General features: G+C 60.4%; 14 protein-coding genes. 7 read left to right on the top strand and 7 right to left on the bottom strand.

Translation table 11 applies throughout. The features are described 5' to 3' along the window. Positions 1-144: 144 nt before the first annotated feature. Both V5E99_RS28405 and V5E99_RS28400 read left to right on the top strand, forming a co-directional pair. Positions 145-2,574 carry a TonB-dependent siderophore receptor gene (locus V5E99_RS28405; protein WP_499805709.1) on the top strand — a complete coding sequence of 810 codons (2,430 nt, stop codon included), beginning with the start codon at positions 145-147 and terminating at the stop codon, positions 2,572-2,574. After that, positions 2,574-3,605 (top strand): YncE family protein, encoded by a 1,032-nt coding sequence (locus V5E99_RS28400; RefSeq protein ID WP_499805708.1) that lies wholly within the window; start codon positions 2,574-2,576, stop codon positions 3,603-3,605. Before V5E99_RS28405 ends, V5E99_RS28400 begins: the two co-directional genes overlap by 1 nt. Before the next feature lie 92 nt (positions 3,606-3,697). Here V5E99_RS28400 and V5E99_RS28395 read toward each other — a convergent pair whose 3' ends face one another. After that, on the bottom strand, positions 3,698-4,573 hold the full coding sequence (locus tag V5E99_RS28395; RefSeq protein ID WP_499805706.1) for a helix-turn-helix transcriptional regulator: 876 nt from the start codon (positions 4,571-4,573) through the stop codon (positions 3,698-3,700). Positions 4,574-4,712: 139 nt separating this feature from the next. Between V5E99_RS28395 and V5E99_RS28390 the strand changes: the two genes are divergently transcribed. Continuing rightward, positions 4,713-5,615: a DMT family transporter gene (locus tag V5E99_RS28390; RefSeq protein WP_499805705.1), complete on the top strand. Its 903-nt coding sequence runs from the start codon at positions 4,713-4,715 to the stop codon at positions 5,613-5,615. 23 nt (positions 5,616-5,638) lie between these two features. On the opposite strand, the gene V5E99_RS28385 is transcribed toward V5E99_RS28390, so the two are convergent. From V5E99_RS28385 to V5E99_RS28365, 5 genes are all read right to left on the bottom strand, one after another. Further along, positions 5,639-6,148 carry a DUF2165 domain-containing protein gene (locus V5E99_RS28385; RefSeq protein ID WP_499805704.1) on the bottom strand — a complete coding sequence of 170 codons (510 nt, stop codon included), beginning with the start codon at positions 6,146-6,148 and terminating at the stop codon, positions 5,639-5,641. 170 nt (positions 6,149-6,318) lie between these two features. Next, a complete protein-coding gene (locus V5E99_RS28380; protein WP_499805703.1) occupies positions 6,319-7,293 on the bottom strand; it encodes a 2-hydroxyacid dehydrogenase in 975 nt (324 codons plus the stop codon). A gap of 193 nt (positions 7,294-7,486) precedes the next feature. Beyond that, positions 7,487-7,735: a DUF6124 family protein gene (locus tag V5E99_RS28375; protein ID WP_499805701.1), complete on the bottom strand. Its 249-nt coding sequence runs from the start codon at positions 7,733-7,735 to the stop codon at positions 7,487-7,489. A 448-nt stretch (positions 7,736-8,183) separates the two neighbouring features. Next, positions 8,184-8,693 carry a hypothetical protein gene (locus V5E99_RS28370; RefSeq protein ID WP_499805700.1) on the bottom strand — a complete coding sequence of 170 codons (510 nt, stop codon included), beginning with the start codon at positions 8,691-8,693 and terminating at the stop codon, positions 8,184-8,186. A gap of 171 nt (positions 8,694-8,864) precedes the next feature. Beyond that, on the bottom strand, positions 8,865-9,833 hold the full coding sequence (locus V5E99_RS28365) for a LysR family transcriptional regulator (RefSeq protein ID WP_407014429.1): 969 nt from the start codon (positions 9,831-9,833) through the stop codon (positions 8,865-8,867). A 322-nt stretch (positions 9,834-10,155) separates the two neighbouring features. On the opposite strand from V5E99_RS28365, the gene V5E99_RS28360 reads away from it, so the two are divergent. The 4 genes from V5E99_RS28360 (at position 10,156) to V5E99_RS28345 (ending at position 15,066) form a co-directional block, all read left to right on the top strand. Continuing rightward, positions 10,156-11,655 carry an efflux transporter outer membrane subunit gene (locus tag V5E99_RS28360; protein ID WP_499805698.1) on the top strand — a complete coding sequence of 500 codons (1,500 nt, stop codon included), beginning with the start codon at positions 10,156-10,158 and terminating at the stop codon, positions 11,653-11,655. Between the two features lie 142 nt (positions 11,656-11,797). Beyond that, entirely contained in the window at positions 11,798-14,002 is a 2,205-nt protein-coding gene (locus V5E99_RS28355; protein ID WP_499805697.1) for an FUSC family protein, read from the top strand. Next, a complete protein-coding gene (locus V5E99_RS28350; protein ID WP_499805696.1) occupies positions 13,992-14,192 on the top strand; it encodes a DUF1656 domain-containing protein in 201 nt (66 codons plus the stop codon). The genes V5E99_RS28355 and V5E99_RS28350 overlap by 11 nt, the downstream gene beginning before the upstream one ends. A 10-nt stretch (positions 14,193-14,202) precedes the next feature. Beyond that, a complete protein-coding gene (locus V5E99_RS28345) occupies positions 14,203-15,066 on the top strand; it encodes an efflux RND transporter periplasmic adaptor subunit (RefSeq protein WP_499805694.1) in 864 nt (287 codons plus the stop codon). A 63-nt stretch (positions 15,067-15,129) separates the two neighbouring features. On the opposite strand, the gene V5E99_RS28340 is transcribed toward V5E99_RS28345, so the two are convergent. Then, positions 15,130-15,954: an SDR family oxidoreductase gene (locus V5E99_RS28340; RefSeq protein WP_499805693.1), complete on the bottom strand. Its 825-nt coding sequence runs from the start codon at positions 15,952-15,954 to the stop codon at positions 15,130-15,132. Positions 15,955-15,974 lie beyond the last annotated feature (20 nt).

Raw genomic sequence — 15,974 nt, 5'->3', positions numbered from 1 at the left:
TGTAGGAGCTGCCGAAGGCTGCGATCTTTTGATCTTCTAAAAATAATTTCAAAATTTTAGTGAGGTAAACCCAACCCCCATCCGTGTAGTGACTGAAACTGCGAGTCATTCGCATCCGTTGCGGTTCTACACAGGTCATGAGCAATGAAGTCCAGGGCAAAATCGGGTTCGGTCAAACAATGGTTCGGTGCTTCGGCGCTGAGTTTTTCGGCATTGGCGTTGCTGCCGCTCAGCGTGGCCATCGCCGCTGAAACCGCCAGCACGCAACAGCGCGCGCCATTCAACTTTGCCATGGCCGCCAAACCGCTGCCCCAGGCCCTGAGCGACTTCAGCCGCATCACCGGCCTCAGCGTGGTCTACACCGACGAAGCGCCTTATGGCCTCAACGCCCCGGCCCTCAGCGGGCAGATGACGGCCGAACAAGCGCTGCAGCGTTTGCTCAGCGGCTCGGGCTTCACCTTCCGCCGCACCGATGCGCACACCCTGGCACTGGAGCCCGTGCCCACCGCCGGCACCCTGAACCTCGGTGCGACCACCATCACTTCGGCGATGGACGAAACCCAGAGCTACCAGCCACCACCGACCAGTAATGTGATGCGCAGCTCGGCGTTGCTCCAGGAAACCCCGCAGACCATCAACGTGATCCCGGCCCAGGTGATTCGCGATCAGGCGCCGCGCAATCTCGATGATGCACTGGCCAACGTCAGCGGCATCACCCAGGGCAACACCCTGGCCAGCACCCAGGATTCGGTGATGACTCGCGGTTTCGGCGATAACCGCAACGGCTCGATCATGCGCGACGGCATGCCGATCGTGCAGGGTCGCGGCATGAACGCCACCGTGGATCGGGTCGAAGTGCTCAAGGGCCCGGCCTCGTTGCTCTATGGCATCCAGGACCCGGGCGGCGTGGTCAACATGGTCAGCAAAAAACCGGAACTGACTCCATACAACGCCCTGACCCTGCGCGGCTCGACCTACGGCGACGGCAAGAACGGCAGCGGCGGCGGCCTCGACAGCACCGGCGCTTTGGGCGATTCCGGCCTCGCTTATCGCATGGTCCTGGACCACGAAGACGAAGATTACTGGCGCAACTTCGGCACCCACCGCGAGACGCTGGTGGCGCCGTCCCTGGCCTGGTTCGGCGAAAGCACCAAGCTGTTGTTCTCCTACGAGCACCGGGAATTCCTCACGCCGTTCGACCGTGGCACCGTGATCGATCCGCGCACCAACCACCCGTTGGACATCTCGCGCAACGAGCGCCTCGACGAGCCGTTCAACAACATGGAAGGGCGCTCGGACCTGTATCACTTCGAGGCCGATCACGAGCTCAACGACAACTGGAAAGCCCACTTCGGCTATAGCTGGAACCGTGAAACCTACGACGCCAGCCAGGTGCGCGTCACCGCCATCGATACCAAAAAGGGCACCCTGACCCGCAGCATGGACGGCACCCAGAATGCGATCAGCACCGACCGCTTCACCACCGCCAGCCTCGAAGGCAAGGTGAATGTGCTGGGCATGCAACACGACCTGGTATTCGGCGTCGATGACGAGTACCGCAAGATCTTCCGCGAAGACCTGATCCGCCAGAAAAGCCTGGGCACCTTCAGCTACGTCAACCCGGTGTATGGCCGCGAAGTGGCCGGCACCACGGTCAGCCCGGCCGACAGCGCCCAGACCGATTTACTGCGCAGCGATTCGATCTTCGCCCAGGACTCGATTCACCTTACTGACCAATGGATTCTGGTGGCCGGCGGGCGCTTCCAGGAATACGACCAGTACGCCGGCAAAGGCGTGCCGTTCCACGCCAACACCGACAGCAACGGCCAGAAATTCGTCCCGCGTGCCGGCCTGGTGTATCGCTACACCGACGAACTGTCGTTCTACGGCAGCTACACCGAGTCGTTCAAACCCAACTCGACCATCGCGCCGTTGAGCGGTAGCAGCGTGGTGCTCGACGGCAGCGTTGCGCCGGAGGAAGCCAAGTCCTGGGAAATCGGCGCCAAGCTCGATATGCCGGGACGCATCACCGGTAACGTCGCGTTGTTCGACATCAAGAAACGCAACGTGCTGATCGCCAACTCCGAAGGCCCGACCACGATCTACAGCGCCGCCGGCGAAGTGCGCTCACGGGGTCTGGAAGTGGATCTGAGTGGTCAGCTCAGCGACCGCTGGAGCGTGATCGGCAGCTATGCCTACACCGACGCCGAAGTCACCGAAGACCCGGACTACAAAGGCAAGAAACTGCAAAACGTCGCCAAGAACACCGGCTCGCTGGCGGCGGTCTACGACTTCGGCACCATCGTCGGCGGCGATCAGTTGCGGGTCGGCGCGGGTGCGCGGTATGTCGGCGAGCGCGCGGGTAACGCGGTCAACGATTTCGACTTGCCGGGCTACACCGTGGCCGACGCCTTCGCCACCTACGACACCAAAGTCGAGGGGCAGAAGGTCAAGTTTCAGTTGAACGTGAAGAACCTGTTCGACCGTACCTACTACACCTCGGCGGCGAGCCGGTTCTTTGTGTCCATGGGCGATTCGCGGCAGGTGTCGTTGTCGAGCACGTTGGAGTTCTGATGAGAATCTTCAGTCTATTGCTGTTGGTGTTCAGTGCGACGGTCAACGCCGCGCCGGATGCGCGGGTGTATCACCGCGCACATCAGGTCACGCTACCCGGCACCGGCGACAGTTGGGGCTTCGCGGCGCTGGACCCGACCCGGCCGTATCTGTTGCTGGCCCGTCGCGAAAATGGCCTGAGCGTGTTCGATGTTGACCAGCAACGGCTGGTTAAAACGGTCGACGGTTCGGCGGGCGCCAACGGCGTGGTGTTCGTGCCGACGCTGGACCGGGCGTTCGTGCTCAACACCGATGGCAGCCTCGGCGTGCTGGAGTTATCCACACTCAAACTGCTCAAGCGCATCCCGGTGGCCCAGAGCAATCTGAACAGCGCGGTGTATGAGCCGCGCACCGGGGAGGTGATCATCGTCAGCGGTCGGCGTGCCGATCGTTCGACGTTGTTTGCGTTCGATCCCAAAGTCGAGCGCATCAGCGGCGCCCATGAACTGGACGTGAAGAAGATCGACCCGTTGCTGCTCAAGGGCGATGGCAGTTTCTTCCTGCCGATGCGCGATGAGGGCAAGGTCGCGCGTTTTTCGTCGAGCACTTTTGAGGTCCTCGACACCTGGCAGTTCGACGGTTGCCCGAAACCCAGCGCCCTGGCCCAGGACGTTGAACGGGGTCGTTTGTTTATCGCCTGTCGCGGTGACAAGCCTAAGTTGATCGTGGCGGACCGGGAAAACGGTGAAGTGAAGGCGAGCCTGCCGATCACTCGCGATGTGAATGCGGTTGCGTATGACGCGGATAACCGACGGTTGCTGATACCCAGCGGGGTGGATGCCAACCTGACGGTGATCAAACAACTGGATGCCGATCACTACCAGGTTCAAGCGAGCATCAGCACGCGGCCGATGGCTTACAACATGGCGTTTGATTCGAAGAGCAAAAAGGTTTACTTGCCGGCGATGGACTTTACCCAGCCAGTGGGCGAGCCAAAATCAGATCCGCTGTTTCACGCCGATACATTTGGGGTTACCACGCTAGTGCCTTGACGCAAGATCAAAAGATCGCAGCCTGCGGCAGCTCCTACAGGGAAACGCAAATCCCCACGTAGGAGCTGGCGAAGCCTGCGATCTTTTGATCTTTAACGCAAAAACGCCGACCGATAATCCCCTGGCGTCCCCCCCAACACCTGCCGAAACCGATTGGTGAAATGGCTCGCGCTGGCAAACCCGCATGCCAACGCAATCTCCCCCAATGGCTGCGATGTCGAGCGCAACAACTCCCGCGCCCGGCTCATGCGCCGCGCCAGCACGTATTGATGCGGCGGCAGGCCGAAGCTTTCGCGAAACATTCGCGCAAAGTGGTATTCGGATAACGCACACAACCCCGCCAACTGCCCGAGGCTGATTGCTTCGGCCAACTGACTGTCGACAAACTCCACCAACTGCCGCCGCTGATGGGCGGCCAGTCCGCCCTTGAGTCGCAAACCCTGACGCATGCCCACCTGATTGAGCAACGCGTGGCTGAGCATTTCGTGGGCCAGGCTACTGGTGAGCACGCGCTCGCCCGGTTCTGCCCAATTGAGCGTGAGCATCTGCCGAAAGCGTTGGGCCTGTTGCGGGTCGTCGAGGAACGTGGCTTCGCGCAGTTGCAGCTCCCGGGGTTCGCGGTCCAGCAACGTGACGCAGCCGAGGGCGAATTGTTCGGGGCTGAAATACAGGTGGGCCAGGCGAATATCGCCGTTGATCACCCAGCCCGATTGGTGCTCGGCGGGCAGGATGCACAGTTTGTCCGGGCCGCCCTTGTTGCCGGGCTGGTCGCGGCGAAACGTGCCGGTGCCGCCGGCGATGTAGCAGGACAGCGTGTGATGCGTCGGCGCTTCGTAGTCCTGGGCGTCGTGATGGTTGCTCCACAAAGCTGCAGCCATGCCGTCACCGAGCTCGGCGCTGTGCTCCAGACGAGCATTGGGCGAGCGGTTGAGGGCTTGAAAGACTTGCAGGGTTTCCAGTGCGGGCATGATCGTTTTCTCTCCAACGCTTCGCATCCTACTCCGTAGACCCTGGCCTGCCAGCCCGTTGGCCGACAAAAGCGCAAGTTTATGCAAGTGCGCGCAGGCTCGGCGCAGGACACTGAGCCTCTATTGAGGAGCCTTTGCCATGAACCTGTCTTTGTATTTGCTGACCGTGCTGATCTGGGGTACCACCTGGATTGCCCTGAAATGGCAGTTGGGCGTGGTGGCCATTCCGGTGTCGATCGTCTATCGCTTTGGCCTCGCCGCGCTGGTGCTGTTCGTGATGTTGCTGCTCAGCCGGCGCCTGCAAGTGATGAACCGTCGCGGACACCTGATCTGCCTGGCTCAAGGCTTGTGCCTGTTCTGCGTCAACTTCATGTGCTTCCTGACGGCCAGCCAATGGATTCCCAGCGGTCTCGTCGCCGTGGTGTTTTCCACGGCCACCCTGTGGAACGCCCTGAATGCGCGGGTATTCTTCGGTCAGAAAATCGCCCGCAATGTATTGATGGGCGGCGCGCTGGGCCTGTTCGGGCTTGGGCTGTTGTTCTGGCCGGAACTGGCGGGCCACACCGCCAGCCCGGAAACCTTGCTGGGTTTGGGCCTGGCGTTGTGCGGCACCTTGTGTTTCTCGGCCGGCAACATGCTGTCGAGCCTGCAACAGAAGGCCGGGCTCAAACCCCTGACCACCAACGCCTGGGGCATGGCCTACGGCGCGGCGATGCTCTCGGTGTGGTGCCTGGTCAAAGGTATCCCGTTCGACATCGAATGGAATGCGCGCTACATCGGCTCGCTGCTGTACCTGGTCATCCCCGGTTCTGTGATTGGCTTCACCGCTTACCTGACGCTGGTCGGGCGCATGGGCCCGGAGCGCGCGGCGTACTGCACGGTGCTGTTCCCGGTGGTGGCGCTGAACGTCTCGGCGTTTGCCGAAGGCTACCAATGGACTGCGCCGGCGCTGGTGGGGTTGGTGCTGGTGATGCTGGGCAACGTGCTGGTGTTCCGTAAGCCCAAGGCGCCGCTGGTGCAAGGCAACGGCAAACTGGCCTGAAGCGTTTTGAAGGTCGAGTGCACTTAGCGCTCGATCTTCAAGGTCAGGTAAATCAATAAGGGAACAATGAAATCGACAATATGCCGCGCCCAGTCCTTGGCGTTCCAGACTTGTGATTCGTCCATGTTGAACCATTCAACGCCGATAACTTGCATGCACACGTAATAGACAAAAATTGCAATTAACAAACCGATGATGGATAACTTTTTAGCTTCGTGAAAAGCCTCAATGGAGGCGTCTCGGTGTTTGAAAAGTTGATAAGTACCTATCAGGCAGCAAGCGGTATAAATAACTTCCAGCGTGATGATGATCCAGTAGATACGGTGATGCAGTATCGGCGAAGTAATCGCCCGGTAGCTGATGTTGAGGTTCTCTCGGGTGGTATCCATGCTCAGGATATGGCTGACATATTCATAGTTTGAGCTGTAGTCGATGATGTTGCTGTACATCACCAGCAGTCCAAAAAAACTCAAGAACGCCATGAGTATGATTTTGCTGTATCGGATGAGTTGGTCAGTGGTCAGGTTATTCAATGGATGGGCTCTCCGTAGCCAGAACTCGAGATGGTCGAGTGAATGGCGCAGAGTCTATAGTGCTGATTGGTTTTTTGGCGACGGACTGAATTTCAAGGTATGTATCTAACTTAAGCAATGCATGGTTAATTAAAAACGGGCAGGTAGTTTTATATACCTGCCCGTTTTTTTCAGCCTTTCCAGACTTGCGGGTTCACCAAGTCCTGCGGTCGTTCACCCAGCAGTGCGCTGCGCAAGTTGGCCAGGGCGCGGTTGGCCATGGCTTCGCGGGTTTCATGGGTGGCGGAGCCGATGTGCGGCAGGGTCACGGCGTTTTTCAGTTGGAACAGTGGCGACTCGGCCAGCGGCTCTTTCTCGTAGACGTCCAGGCCGGCGCCGCGAATCCGGTTGTTTTGCAGCGCTTCGATCAGCGCTGGCTCGTCCACCACCGGGCCGCGCGCGATGTTGATCAGGATCGCGCTCGGCTTCATCAGCGCCAGTTCGCGGTGGCTGATCAGGTGTTTGGTCTTCTCGCTGAGCGGCACCACCAGACAGACGAAATCCGCTTCGGCCAGCAACTGGTCGAGGCTGCGAAATTGCGCGCCGAGCGCTTGTTCCAGCTCCGTCTTGCGACTGTTGCCGCTGTACAGAATCGGCATGTTGAAACCCAACCGACCCCGACGGGCGATGGCCGCACCGATGTTGCCCATGCCGACGATGCCCAGGGTTTTGCCGTGCACGTCGCAGCCAAACAACGGCGCGCCGACGGTCGCTTGCCACTGGCCAGCCTTGGTCCAGGCGTCCAGTTCGGCCACGCGCCGGGCGCTGCTCATCAGCAAGGCAAAGGCCAGGTCGGCGGTGCTTTCGGTGAGCACATCCGGAGTGTTGGTCAGCATGATCCCGCGTTCATTGAGGTAGGCGAGGTCGTAGTTGTCGTAGCCCACCGAGACGCTGGACACCACTTCCAGTTTGGTGGCGTTCTCCAGTTGCGCGCGCCCGAGTTTGCGACCGACGCCAATCAAACCGTGAGCGTGGGGCAGGGCTTCGTTGAACTGGGCGTTGATGTCGCCGTTTTTCGGGTTCGGCACGATCACGTCGAAGTCGTGTTGCAGGCGTTCGACCATTTCGGGGGTGACGCGGCTGAAGGCGAGGACGGTTTTTTTCATGGTCGCAGGGCTCGGCGGGTCTGGATAATGCCAAGCACGCTAACATTCTTCCTGGGCGTTATGCGAGGTCCCAGGCGTACACGATTCAACTGTGGGAGCGGGCTTGCTCGCGAAAGCGGTGTGTCAGTCAACATTAATGCTGGATGTGAAATCGCCTTCGCGAGCAAGCCCGCTCCCACAATGGGGGGCTTGGTCAGTCTTGCGGGTCGAGGTTGTCCAGCGCCCGGTTTACCGAGAGTTCGGCCAGCATGATGACCTGCTGGATGCCGAGCAGGGTGTTGCGATGGGTGCCTTCGACAAACCCGGCGAAGTCACTGGCCATGACGCTGGCCGAAGCGAGGGATTCGCTGGCGTAGGCCAGTAAGGTTTCGGTGGTGGCGTTGGGGGTGACCTGGAACAGGTGGCTGGGGGTGTGAGGGGGATTCGGTGTTGGCTTAGGCATGGCAAAGATCCTTAAATTGGTGGAGCTGCCATCTTTCGTTTTCCAGACGAAAAGGGGTGGCAGCTGTACGCGGACTGGAAAAACCGGCAAAGGATCAAACCCGGCAGACCCGAAGGTCTCCCACGTACAGCCGCCATGACTTATAACCACGGCGCAAAAAAAGCGCCGCATTATGTCATGTGCTGTGATCCCATCATCGGGTTTTCCAGACCCGGCCGCTGATGCGTCAACGACCCCCAAAGCCTACCCACCGCACTTCCGACGGACAACCGACACAACTTGTCGGAAACTTCCTCAAAATTCACCCCGTCTGTAGGAGCTGCCGAAGGCTGCGATCTTTTGATCTTGAACGTCAACGTCAAAAGATCGCAGCCTTCGGCAGCTCCTACGGGGGATTCAAGGTGTTCAGGGCACCAGTGATCAAGCTCGATGCTGCTGGAATTTTTGTTTAAGACTTGATGAAGGGTTTACGAGGCTCATCTTGTACAAGGCTGCAGTTGATGTGTTCCAGCCCTTTAAAGTCCTTCACTTCACCCGCAACCAACAGCTCATCGCCGGTCGGATTTTCCAGAACGGTGAAATGAAATTTTGCATTGAGCGTGCCATTTTCAATGTCGAAATTAAACTCCACATATCCCGCATCCTCCTTTGAGCTATGGGGCCGATACCAATGTCCTCCGCACTCATCCTCCCACTCCTGAGCAAATGTTGGAGGTTGGACAGGTCCACCTTTGAGGAATTCATATCGTTTGTTTTCGATTGTCGCCGGGAAAGTGAAGTTAATACTGTTTTCTTCTGTTTCGTTCAGTTTATGAGTCGCTCTTAAAGTGACCTGTTTGCCGTTGGTGATGAAACGGGTGGCAACTCCGTTGAATAGGCCAAAGGTTTGTATATCGGCAGTGAGTGTGCCGCTAACTGCATTGGGTTTTTTATCTGATTTGATGTAGTAAGTTGTCACGGTGTTGCCCCCTTTGAACGCATTCAGGATTGAATGTGCGTCCCAGTTTCCGTCAAGGGGGCAAGGAGTCGCTACCGTCAGAACTTACAGGTGTGTGAGGTTTTTTATATTGATTGGCGATTTAAAAGTCATGGTTTAGCCTTCCCTGGCTATTGCAACGAGATGGGCGGGTTAATTCGCCAACCGCGCCCCACCCAGGCTTCCGCTCAATTCATACGCTGCCAATTCTGCCTGATGCGCCGCCAGAATTTCCGGCAACGACCCGCGCAAATACTCGACCCAGGTCTTGATCTTCGCATCTAGGTACTGGCGCGACGGGTAGATCGCGTACAGGTTCAATTCCTGCGAGCGGTAGTTCGGCATCACTCGCACCAGCGTGCCGTTGCGCAGGCCTTCAATCGCTGCGTACACCGGCAATACGCCAACGCCCATGCCGCTGGTGATCGCGGTTTTCATCGCGTCGGCGGAGTTGACCAAAAACGGTGAGCTATTAATGGTGACCATTTCCTGGCCTTCCGGGCCGTCGAAGGTCCATTTCTCCAACGGGATCACCGGGCTGACCAGGCGCAGGCAGGCGTGGTTGAGCAAATCGCTGGGTTTGTGCGCGCAGCCGTTGGCTTTTACATAGGCCGGCGAGGCGCAAACGATGCTGTAAGTGATGCCCAGGCGCTGAGAAACGAAGCCCGAGTCCGGCAATTCGCTGGCGAGCACGATGGACACGTCGTAGCCCTCGTCCAGCAGGTCCGGCACGCGGTTGGCCAGGGTCAGGTCGAAGGTCACGTCCGGGTGAGTCTTGCGGTAACGGGCGATCGCATCGATCACGAAGTGCTGGCCGATGCCGGTCATGGTGTGAACTTTGAGCTGCCCGGCCGGGCGGGCGTGGGCGTCGCTGGCTTCGGCTTCGGCTTCTTCGACGTAGGCCAGGATCTGCTCGCAGCGCAGCAAGTAGCGCTTGCCGGCCTCGGTCAGGGCGATGCGGCGGGTGGTGCGGTTGAGTAGACGGGTTTGCAGGTGGGCTTCCAGGTTGGAGACCGCGCGCGAGACATTGGCGGTGGTGGTGTCCAGCTGCACGGCGGCGGCGGTGAAGCTGCCGGCCTCGGCCACGTAGCTGAAGGCGCGCATGTTTTGCAAAGTGTCCATGGGGTGCTCTCGGGTTCGATGGCAAATTGTGACACGAAGTTTCAGGGTCTGAGACCCCGACCAAGGGATTATCGCGTTTACGGTAACAAAGATTCACAGGAATCCCAGCTTATCGCCAACAAGGCCCACCCCTAGAATTGCGCCCACCTCTGTAGGAGCTGCCGAGTGAAACGAGGCTGCGATCTTTTGATGTTGCTTTTAACAGCGAAGATCAAAAGATCGCAGCCTCGTTTTACTCGACAGCTCCTACAGGGGACCGTATTTCAATCGTATTGAAGTGCGGTCCATACATGAGATATCCCCACCTCAGGAATTTGCAGCAGTGCCGCGTCGCATCAACAGAGCGCTCAAGACGCTCAGTGTTTTGGCTTTAACCCTGGCAATCAGCGGCTGCATCGGTACCGGAGGCATTGCCCCACAGGGCACGGCGCTGGAGGCTGACTCACTGGCCACCGACGAAGCCATCCAGAACGCTGCACAGGATGCTCACTGGCCCACCGCGCAATGGTGGCAGGCCTATGGCGACCCGCAACTGAACCGCTGGATCGACCTCGCCGTGCAAGGCAGCCCGACCATGGCCATGGCCACCGCCCGGGTGCGTCAGGCCAAGTCCATGGCGGGCATCGCCGAGGCGGCCGAGTCGGTGCAGATCAACGGCGAAGCAACCCTCAAGCGCCACAACTGGGCGAGCGATCAGTTCTACGGCCCCGGCGCCTTGGCCAATACCACCACGTGGGACAACAACGCTTCGCTGGGCTTCAGCTACGCCCTCGACCTCTGGGGCCGCGAAAGCAATGCCACCGAGCGCGCCGTGGACATGGCCCACATGACCGTTGCCGAAGCGCGGCTGGCCCAGCTCGAATTGCAGAACAACATCGTGCGCACCTACATCGAACTGTCGTTGCATTACGCGCAACGGGACATCGTGCAAGCGACGTTGAAGCAGCAACAGCAAATCCTCGACCTGGCGCAAAAACGCCTGAACGGCGGGATCGGCACCCATTTCGAAGTCAGCCAGGCCGAAACGCCGCTGCCGGAAACCCATCGCCAGATCGATGCCCTGGACGAAGAGATCGCTCTGAGCCGCAACCAACTCGCGGCACTCGCGGGTAAAGGCCCAGGCGAAGGCGCACAGTTGCAACGGCCAACCCTGGCGTTGGGCACGGCGCTGAAATTGCCGTCGTCGTTGCCCGCGCAATTGCTCGGCCAACGCCCGGACGTGGTCGCCAGCCGCTGGCAAGTCGCGGCTCAGGCCCGAGGCATTGATGTGGCGCACGCCGGTTTCTACCCCAACGTCGATCTGGTCGGCAGCCTCGGCTATATGGCCACGGGCGGCGGGGCGCTGGAGTTTTTGACCGGCAAGAAACTCAACTACAGCGTCGGCCCGGCGATCTCGCTGCCGATCTTCGACGGTGGCCGTTTGCGTTCGGAACTGGGCGAAGCGTCCGCCGGGTATGACCTCGCCGTGGCCAAGTACAACCAGACCCTGGTCAATGCGTTGAAGAACATCTCCGATCAGTTGATCCGCCGCGAGTCGATGGACAAGCAACAGGTGTTTGCCGCCGAGTCCGTAGCCACGGCGCAGAAGACTTACGACATTGCGATGATCGCCTACCAGCGCGGGCTGACGGATTACCTCAACGTGCTGAATGCTCAGACCTTGCTGTTCAAGCAGCAACAGGTTCAGCAGCAGGTGCAAGCGGCGCGGCTGAGTGCACACGCGGAACTGGTCACGGCGCTCGGCGGCGGACTCGGTGCCGGCAATGATGTGCCGAAAGACAGCCAGACCGCCGCACCCAAAACCCCGGCGCTTCTCAAGTGAACACAAACCCTGCAGGCGCAAAGCTTACTCGCGATGGCGCCTATGAAATCGCCATCGCGGGCAAGCCATGCTCCTACCCAAAGCAAGCTGGCTTACTCCCTCCGGTTTCGAGCCTCGACCGAATTTCACTGAGCAGGATTTGATGACTCCCTTGCCCGCACCTCTGCGCTGGCTCTACTCCCTCGAATGGCGCCGGGGTTTCTATGACTGGGCGCGCAGCGACGGCGTGACCTGGGTCTACATTTTCAAAGTGCTGTTCGCGGCGTTCCTGACGCTGTGGCTGGCCATGCGCCTGGAACTGCCGCAGCCGCGCACGGCGATGATCACCGTGTTCATCGTCATGCAGCCGCAAAGCGGCCACGTATTGGCCAAGAGTTTCTATCGCTTCCTCGGCACCTTGGCCGGGTCGACGGCGATGGTGGCGATGATCGCGTTGTTCGCGCAGAACACGGAGCTGTTCCTCGGTTCGATGGCGATCTGGGTCGGGATCTGCACGGCGGGCGCGGCCCGTTATCGCAACTTCCGCGCCTACGGTTTTGTGCTCGCTGGCTACACCGCGGCGATGGTCGGTTTGCCGGCCCTGGCCCACCCGGACGGTGCCTTTATGGCGGCGGTCTGGCGAGTGCTGGAAATCTCCCTGGGGATTATTTGCTCGACCCTAGTTAGCGCCTCGATCCTGCCGCAAACCGCCAGTGCCGCGATGCGCAACGCCTTGTATCAGCGCTTCGGCGTGTTTGCGCTGTTCGTCACCGACGGCTTGCGCGGTCGCAGCAAACGCGAGGCGTTCGAGGCCAGTAACGTGCGCTTCATCGCCGAAGCGGTGGGCCTGGAAGGCTTGCGCAGCGTGACGGTGTTCGAAGACCCGCACATGCGTCGGCGCAACGGTCGGCTCAGTCGCTTGAACAGCGAGTTCATGAGCATCACCACCCGGTTCAACGCCTTGCACCAGTTGCTCGAACGCTTGCGCAGCAGCGAGGCCGACCACGTGGTGGCGGCGATCAAACCGGGTTTGCAGGACCTCGCGGAATTACTCGACGGCTTTAGCGGCCGGGCTCTGACCAATGCCGATGCCGCGCGGCTGGTCACGGCGTTGACCGCGTACAAGGAAGGCTTGCCGGCGCGGGTTCGCAGCTTGCGGGCGATCTTTCAAGAGACCGACCCGAGCGATGCCGAGCAACTGGATTTCCACACCGCGTACGAGTTGCTCTACCGCTTCGTCGACGATCTGCACAGTTATGCACAGACCCACGCCTCCCTGGCCGATCACACCCACGCCCGTGAGCAATGGGATGAGCCCTACACCCCGCAAACCAACTGGCTGGCGTCGGCGGCTTCGGGGATTCGTGCGTCGTTCATTCTGGTGGTGCTCGGCAGTTACTGGGTCGCCACTGCGTGGCCGAGCGGATCGACGATGACCATGATTGCCGCCGCCACCGTGGGGTTGTCCGCCGCCACGCCGAACCCGAAACGCATGGCGTTTCAGATGGCTTGCGGCACGTTGCTGGGCGCGTTGATCGGCTTCGTCGAGATGTTTTTCATCTTCCCGTGGATCGATGGTTTTCCGTTGCTGTGCGTGATGCTCGCCCCGGTGATCGTGCTCGGCTCATTCCTGACGTCGCGCCCGCAATACGCCGGGGTCGGCCTCGGGTTGCTGATCTTCTTCAGCACCGGTTCGGTGCCGGACAACCTCACGGTCTACAACCCCTACAGCTTTATCAACGACTACATCGCCATGGTGCTTGGCATGCTGGTGTGCGCCGCCGCCGGGGCAATCATCCTGCCGCCCAACAGCCGTTGGCTGTGGAGTCGCCTGGAGCAGGACCTGCGCGAGCAAGTGGTGTACGCCATCAGCGGCAAGCTCAAGGGTCTGGGCTCAAGTTTCGAAAGCCGCACCCGGGATTTGCTGCACCAGGCTTATGGCTTGGCGGTAGGTTCGCCGCAAGTGCAACGGGACTTGCTGCGCTGGATGTTTGTGGTGCTGGAAGTCGGCCACGCGATCATCGAGTTGCGCAAGGAACAGGCGATTCTGCCGGTGCACCCGGCGTACGCCGAATCCCAGCCGTGGCGCCAGGCAATCCGGGTGATGGGCCGTTCGCTGGTGCGGCTGTTCCTGCAACCGAGCCAGAGCAATCTGGAGCGCGGTTTGATCGCGGTCGATCATGCGATCAGCCGCGTGCAAGCCACCGATGAACCGTTCGCCCCGCACTTCGACACCTCGGCGTTGCGGCGGGTGAAAAGTTACCTGCACTTCATCCGCAGCTCGCTGCTCGATCCGCAATCACCGCTGGCCGGTTACATGAAAGTGGCGGCCGCCACCAAGCCCCAAGGAGTTGAACATGCCGCGTGAAATCGCCTTCCACGGCGTGTACATGCCGACCATGACGCTGATGTTTTTCATCGCCGCCGGGTTGGCCTGGGCGCTGGACCGGTTTTTGTCCGGGTTCGATTTGTACCGTTTTTTCTGGCACCCGGCGCTGCTGCGCCTGAGTCTGTTTACCTGTCTGTTCGGCGCCCTGGCGCTGACTGTCTACCGTTGAGAACGTCCTGATGAAAAAGCTTTTCAGCCTGCTCGCCACTCTGCTGGTGCTGGCGCTGGCGATATGGATTGGCCGGACCCTGTGGGTGCATTACATGGACACCCCGTGGACCCGCGACGGTCGGGTGCGCGCCGACATCATCAACGTCGCCGCCGACGTCACCGGCGAAGTGGTGGACGTGCCGGTGCGTGACAACCAATTGGTGAAGAAGGGCGATTTGCTGATGCAGATCGACCCCGAGCACTACCGCATCGCGGTCAAACAGGCGCAGTCGATGGTGGCTTCGCGCAAGGCCACGTGGGAGATGCGCAAGGTCAACGCCCATCGCCGCGCCGACATGGATGCGCTGGTGATCTCCAAGGAAAACCGCGACGACGCGAGCAACATCGCCGACTCGGCCCTGGCCGATTACCAACACGCCCAGGCACAACTGGAAGCGGCGGAACTGAACCTCAAACGCACCGAAGTGCGCGCGGCGGTGGACGGTTACGTGACCAACCTCAACGTGCATCGCGGCGACTACGCGCGCATCGGCGAAGCGAAAATGGCCGTGGTGGATATGAACTCGTTCTGGGTCTACGGCTTCTTCGAAGAAACCAAACTGCCCCACGTGCGCGTGGGCGACAAGGCCGACATGCAACTGATGAGCGGCCAAGTGCTCAAGGGGCATGTGGAGAGTATTTCCCGGGGGATTTATGACCGGGACAACCCGGAGAGTCGCGAGCTGATTGCCGACGTGAACCCGACGTTCAACTGGGTGCGCCTGGCCCAGCGGGTGCCGGTGCGGATTCACATTGATGAAGTGCCGGAGGGGGTGCTGCTGGCGGCGGGGATTACTTGCACCGTGGTGGTTAATCAGGCGGTTGCCGAGTAACGGGAAGATCAAAAGATCGCAGCCTTCGGCAGCTCCTACGGTGAGAGGTGCGTTAACGCGGTTTTAGAGTTGCCCCCGCAACCCGAACCGCTTCATCAACCCCGACTCCAGCAACCCTTTGGGTAACAGCCCCGCCAGCAACGGCAACGCCCGGCTGCCATTGCCCAGGCGTAGCAGGCGCGGCGGTTTGCTCTGCTGCACGGCTTTGAGCAAGCCGGCAGCAAATTCACTGGCCGGGGTCGGGTTGTCCTGGGAGGCTTTGGCCCGCGCACGAATGCCTTCGCGCAGCGGCCACCATGGCGATTGTTCGGTGATCAATTGCTCGGCTTCATGCCCGGCATTTTTGGCGAAGCTTGAGGCGATGGCGCCGGGCTGGACTTCCATCACGCGGATGCCAAACGGCGCCAGCTCCATACGCAACGCATCGCTCAAGGCGTGCACGGCGGCTTTCGAGGCGCAATAGGCGCCGGCGAACGGCGTGACCAGGACGCCGGAAACGCTGCCGATATTCACCACCAACCCCTTGGCCCGGCGCAGTACCGGGAACAGCGCGCGGGTCACGCCGACCACCGCAAACACATTGGTTTCAAACTGGCGCTGCATCGCCGGCACGCCGCCATCGAGCAGCGGCCCCATCGCGCCATAACCGGCATTGTTGATCAGCACATCGAGACCGCCATGTTGCTGGTTGATCCGCTCGCTCAGCGCTTCAAGCGCCGGGCCATCGTTGACGTCCAGTTGCACGGCGATAAACCCGGCGGCTTCCAACGCAGCCACATCCTCAGCTTTACGGGCACTGGCCCAGACCTTGTAGCCGGCCGCTTTGAACGCGTCCGCCAGGGCGCGGCCGATGCCGCTGGAACAACCGGTAATCAACGCAACGGGCATGGCGCGGTCCTTGTGCAAAA

The sequence above is a fragment of the Janthinobacterium sp. LPB2021202312-11-4 genome (assembly GCF_037049705.1).
In the GTDB taxonomy this organism is placed as follows: domain Bacteria; phylum Pseudomonadota; class Gammaproteobacteria; order Pseudomonadales; family Pseudomonadaceae; genus Aquipseudomonas.
The sequence above is the reverse complement of the archived record's forward strand: the minus strand, read 5'-3'. Positions and strand labels throughout refer to the sequence as shown.

Coding starts and splice junctions, on each gene's coding strand:
- V5E99_RS28345 (WP_499805694.1), top strand. CDS start 14,203: ATGAAAAAGCTTTTCAGCCTGCTCGCCACTCTGCTGGTGCTGGCGCTG.
- V5E99_RS28400 (WP_499805708.1), top strand. CDS start 2,574: ATGAGAATCTTCAGTCTATTGCTGTTGGTGTTCAGTGCGACGGTCAAC.
- V5E99_RS28340 (WP_499805693.1), bottom strand. CDS start 15,954: ATGCCCGTTGCGTTGATTACCGGTTGTTCCAGCGGCATCGGCCGCGCC.
- V5E99_RS28405 (WP_499805709.1), top strand. CDS start 145: ATGAAGTCCAGGGCAAAATCGGGTTCGGTCAAACAATGGTTCGGTGCT.
- V5E99_RS28355 (WP_499805697.1), top strand. CDS start 11,798: ATGACTCCCTTGCCCGCACCTCTGCGCTGGCTCTACTCCCTCGAATGG.
- V5E99_RS28390 (WP_499805705.1), top strand. CDS start 4,713: ATGAACCTGTCTTTGTATTTGCTGACCGTGCTGATCTGGGGTACCACC.
- V5E99_RS28365 (WP_407014429.1), bottom strand. CDS start 9,833: ATGGACACTTTGCAAAACATGCGCGCCTTCAGCTACGTGGCCGAGGCC.
- V5E99_RS28350 (WP_499805696.1), top strand. CDS start 13,992: ATGCCGCGTGAAATCGCCTTCCACGGCGTGTACATGCCGACCATGACG.
- V5E99_RS28380 (WP_499805703.1), bottom strand. CDS start 7,293: ATGAAAAAAACCGTCCTCGCCTTCAGCCGCGTCACCCCCGAAATGGTC.
- V5E99_RS28395 (WP_499805706.1), bottom strand. CDS start 4,573: ATGCCCGCACTGGAAACCCTGCAAGTCTTTCAAGCCCTCAACCGCTCG.
- V5E99_RS28375 (WP_499805701.1), bottom strand. CDS start 7,735: ATGCCTAAGCCAACACCGAATCCCCCTCACACCCCCAGCCACCTGTTC.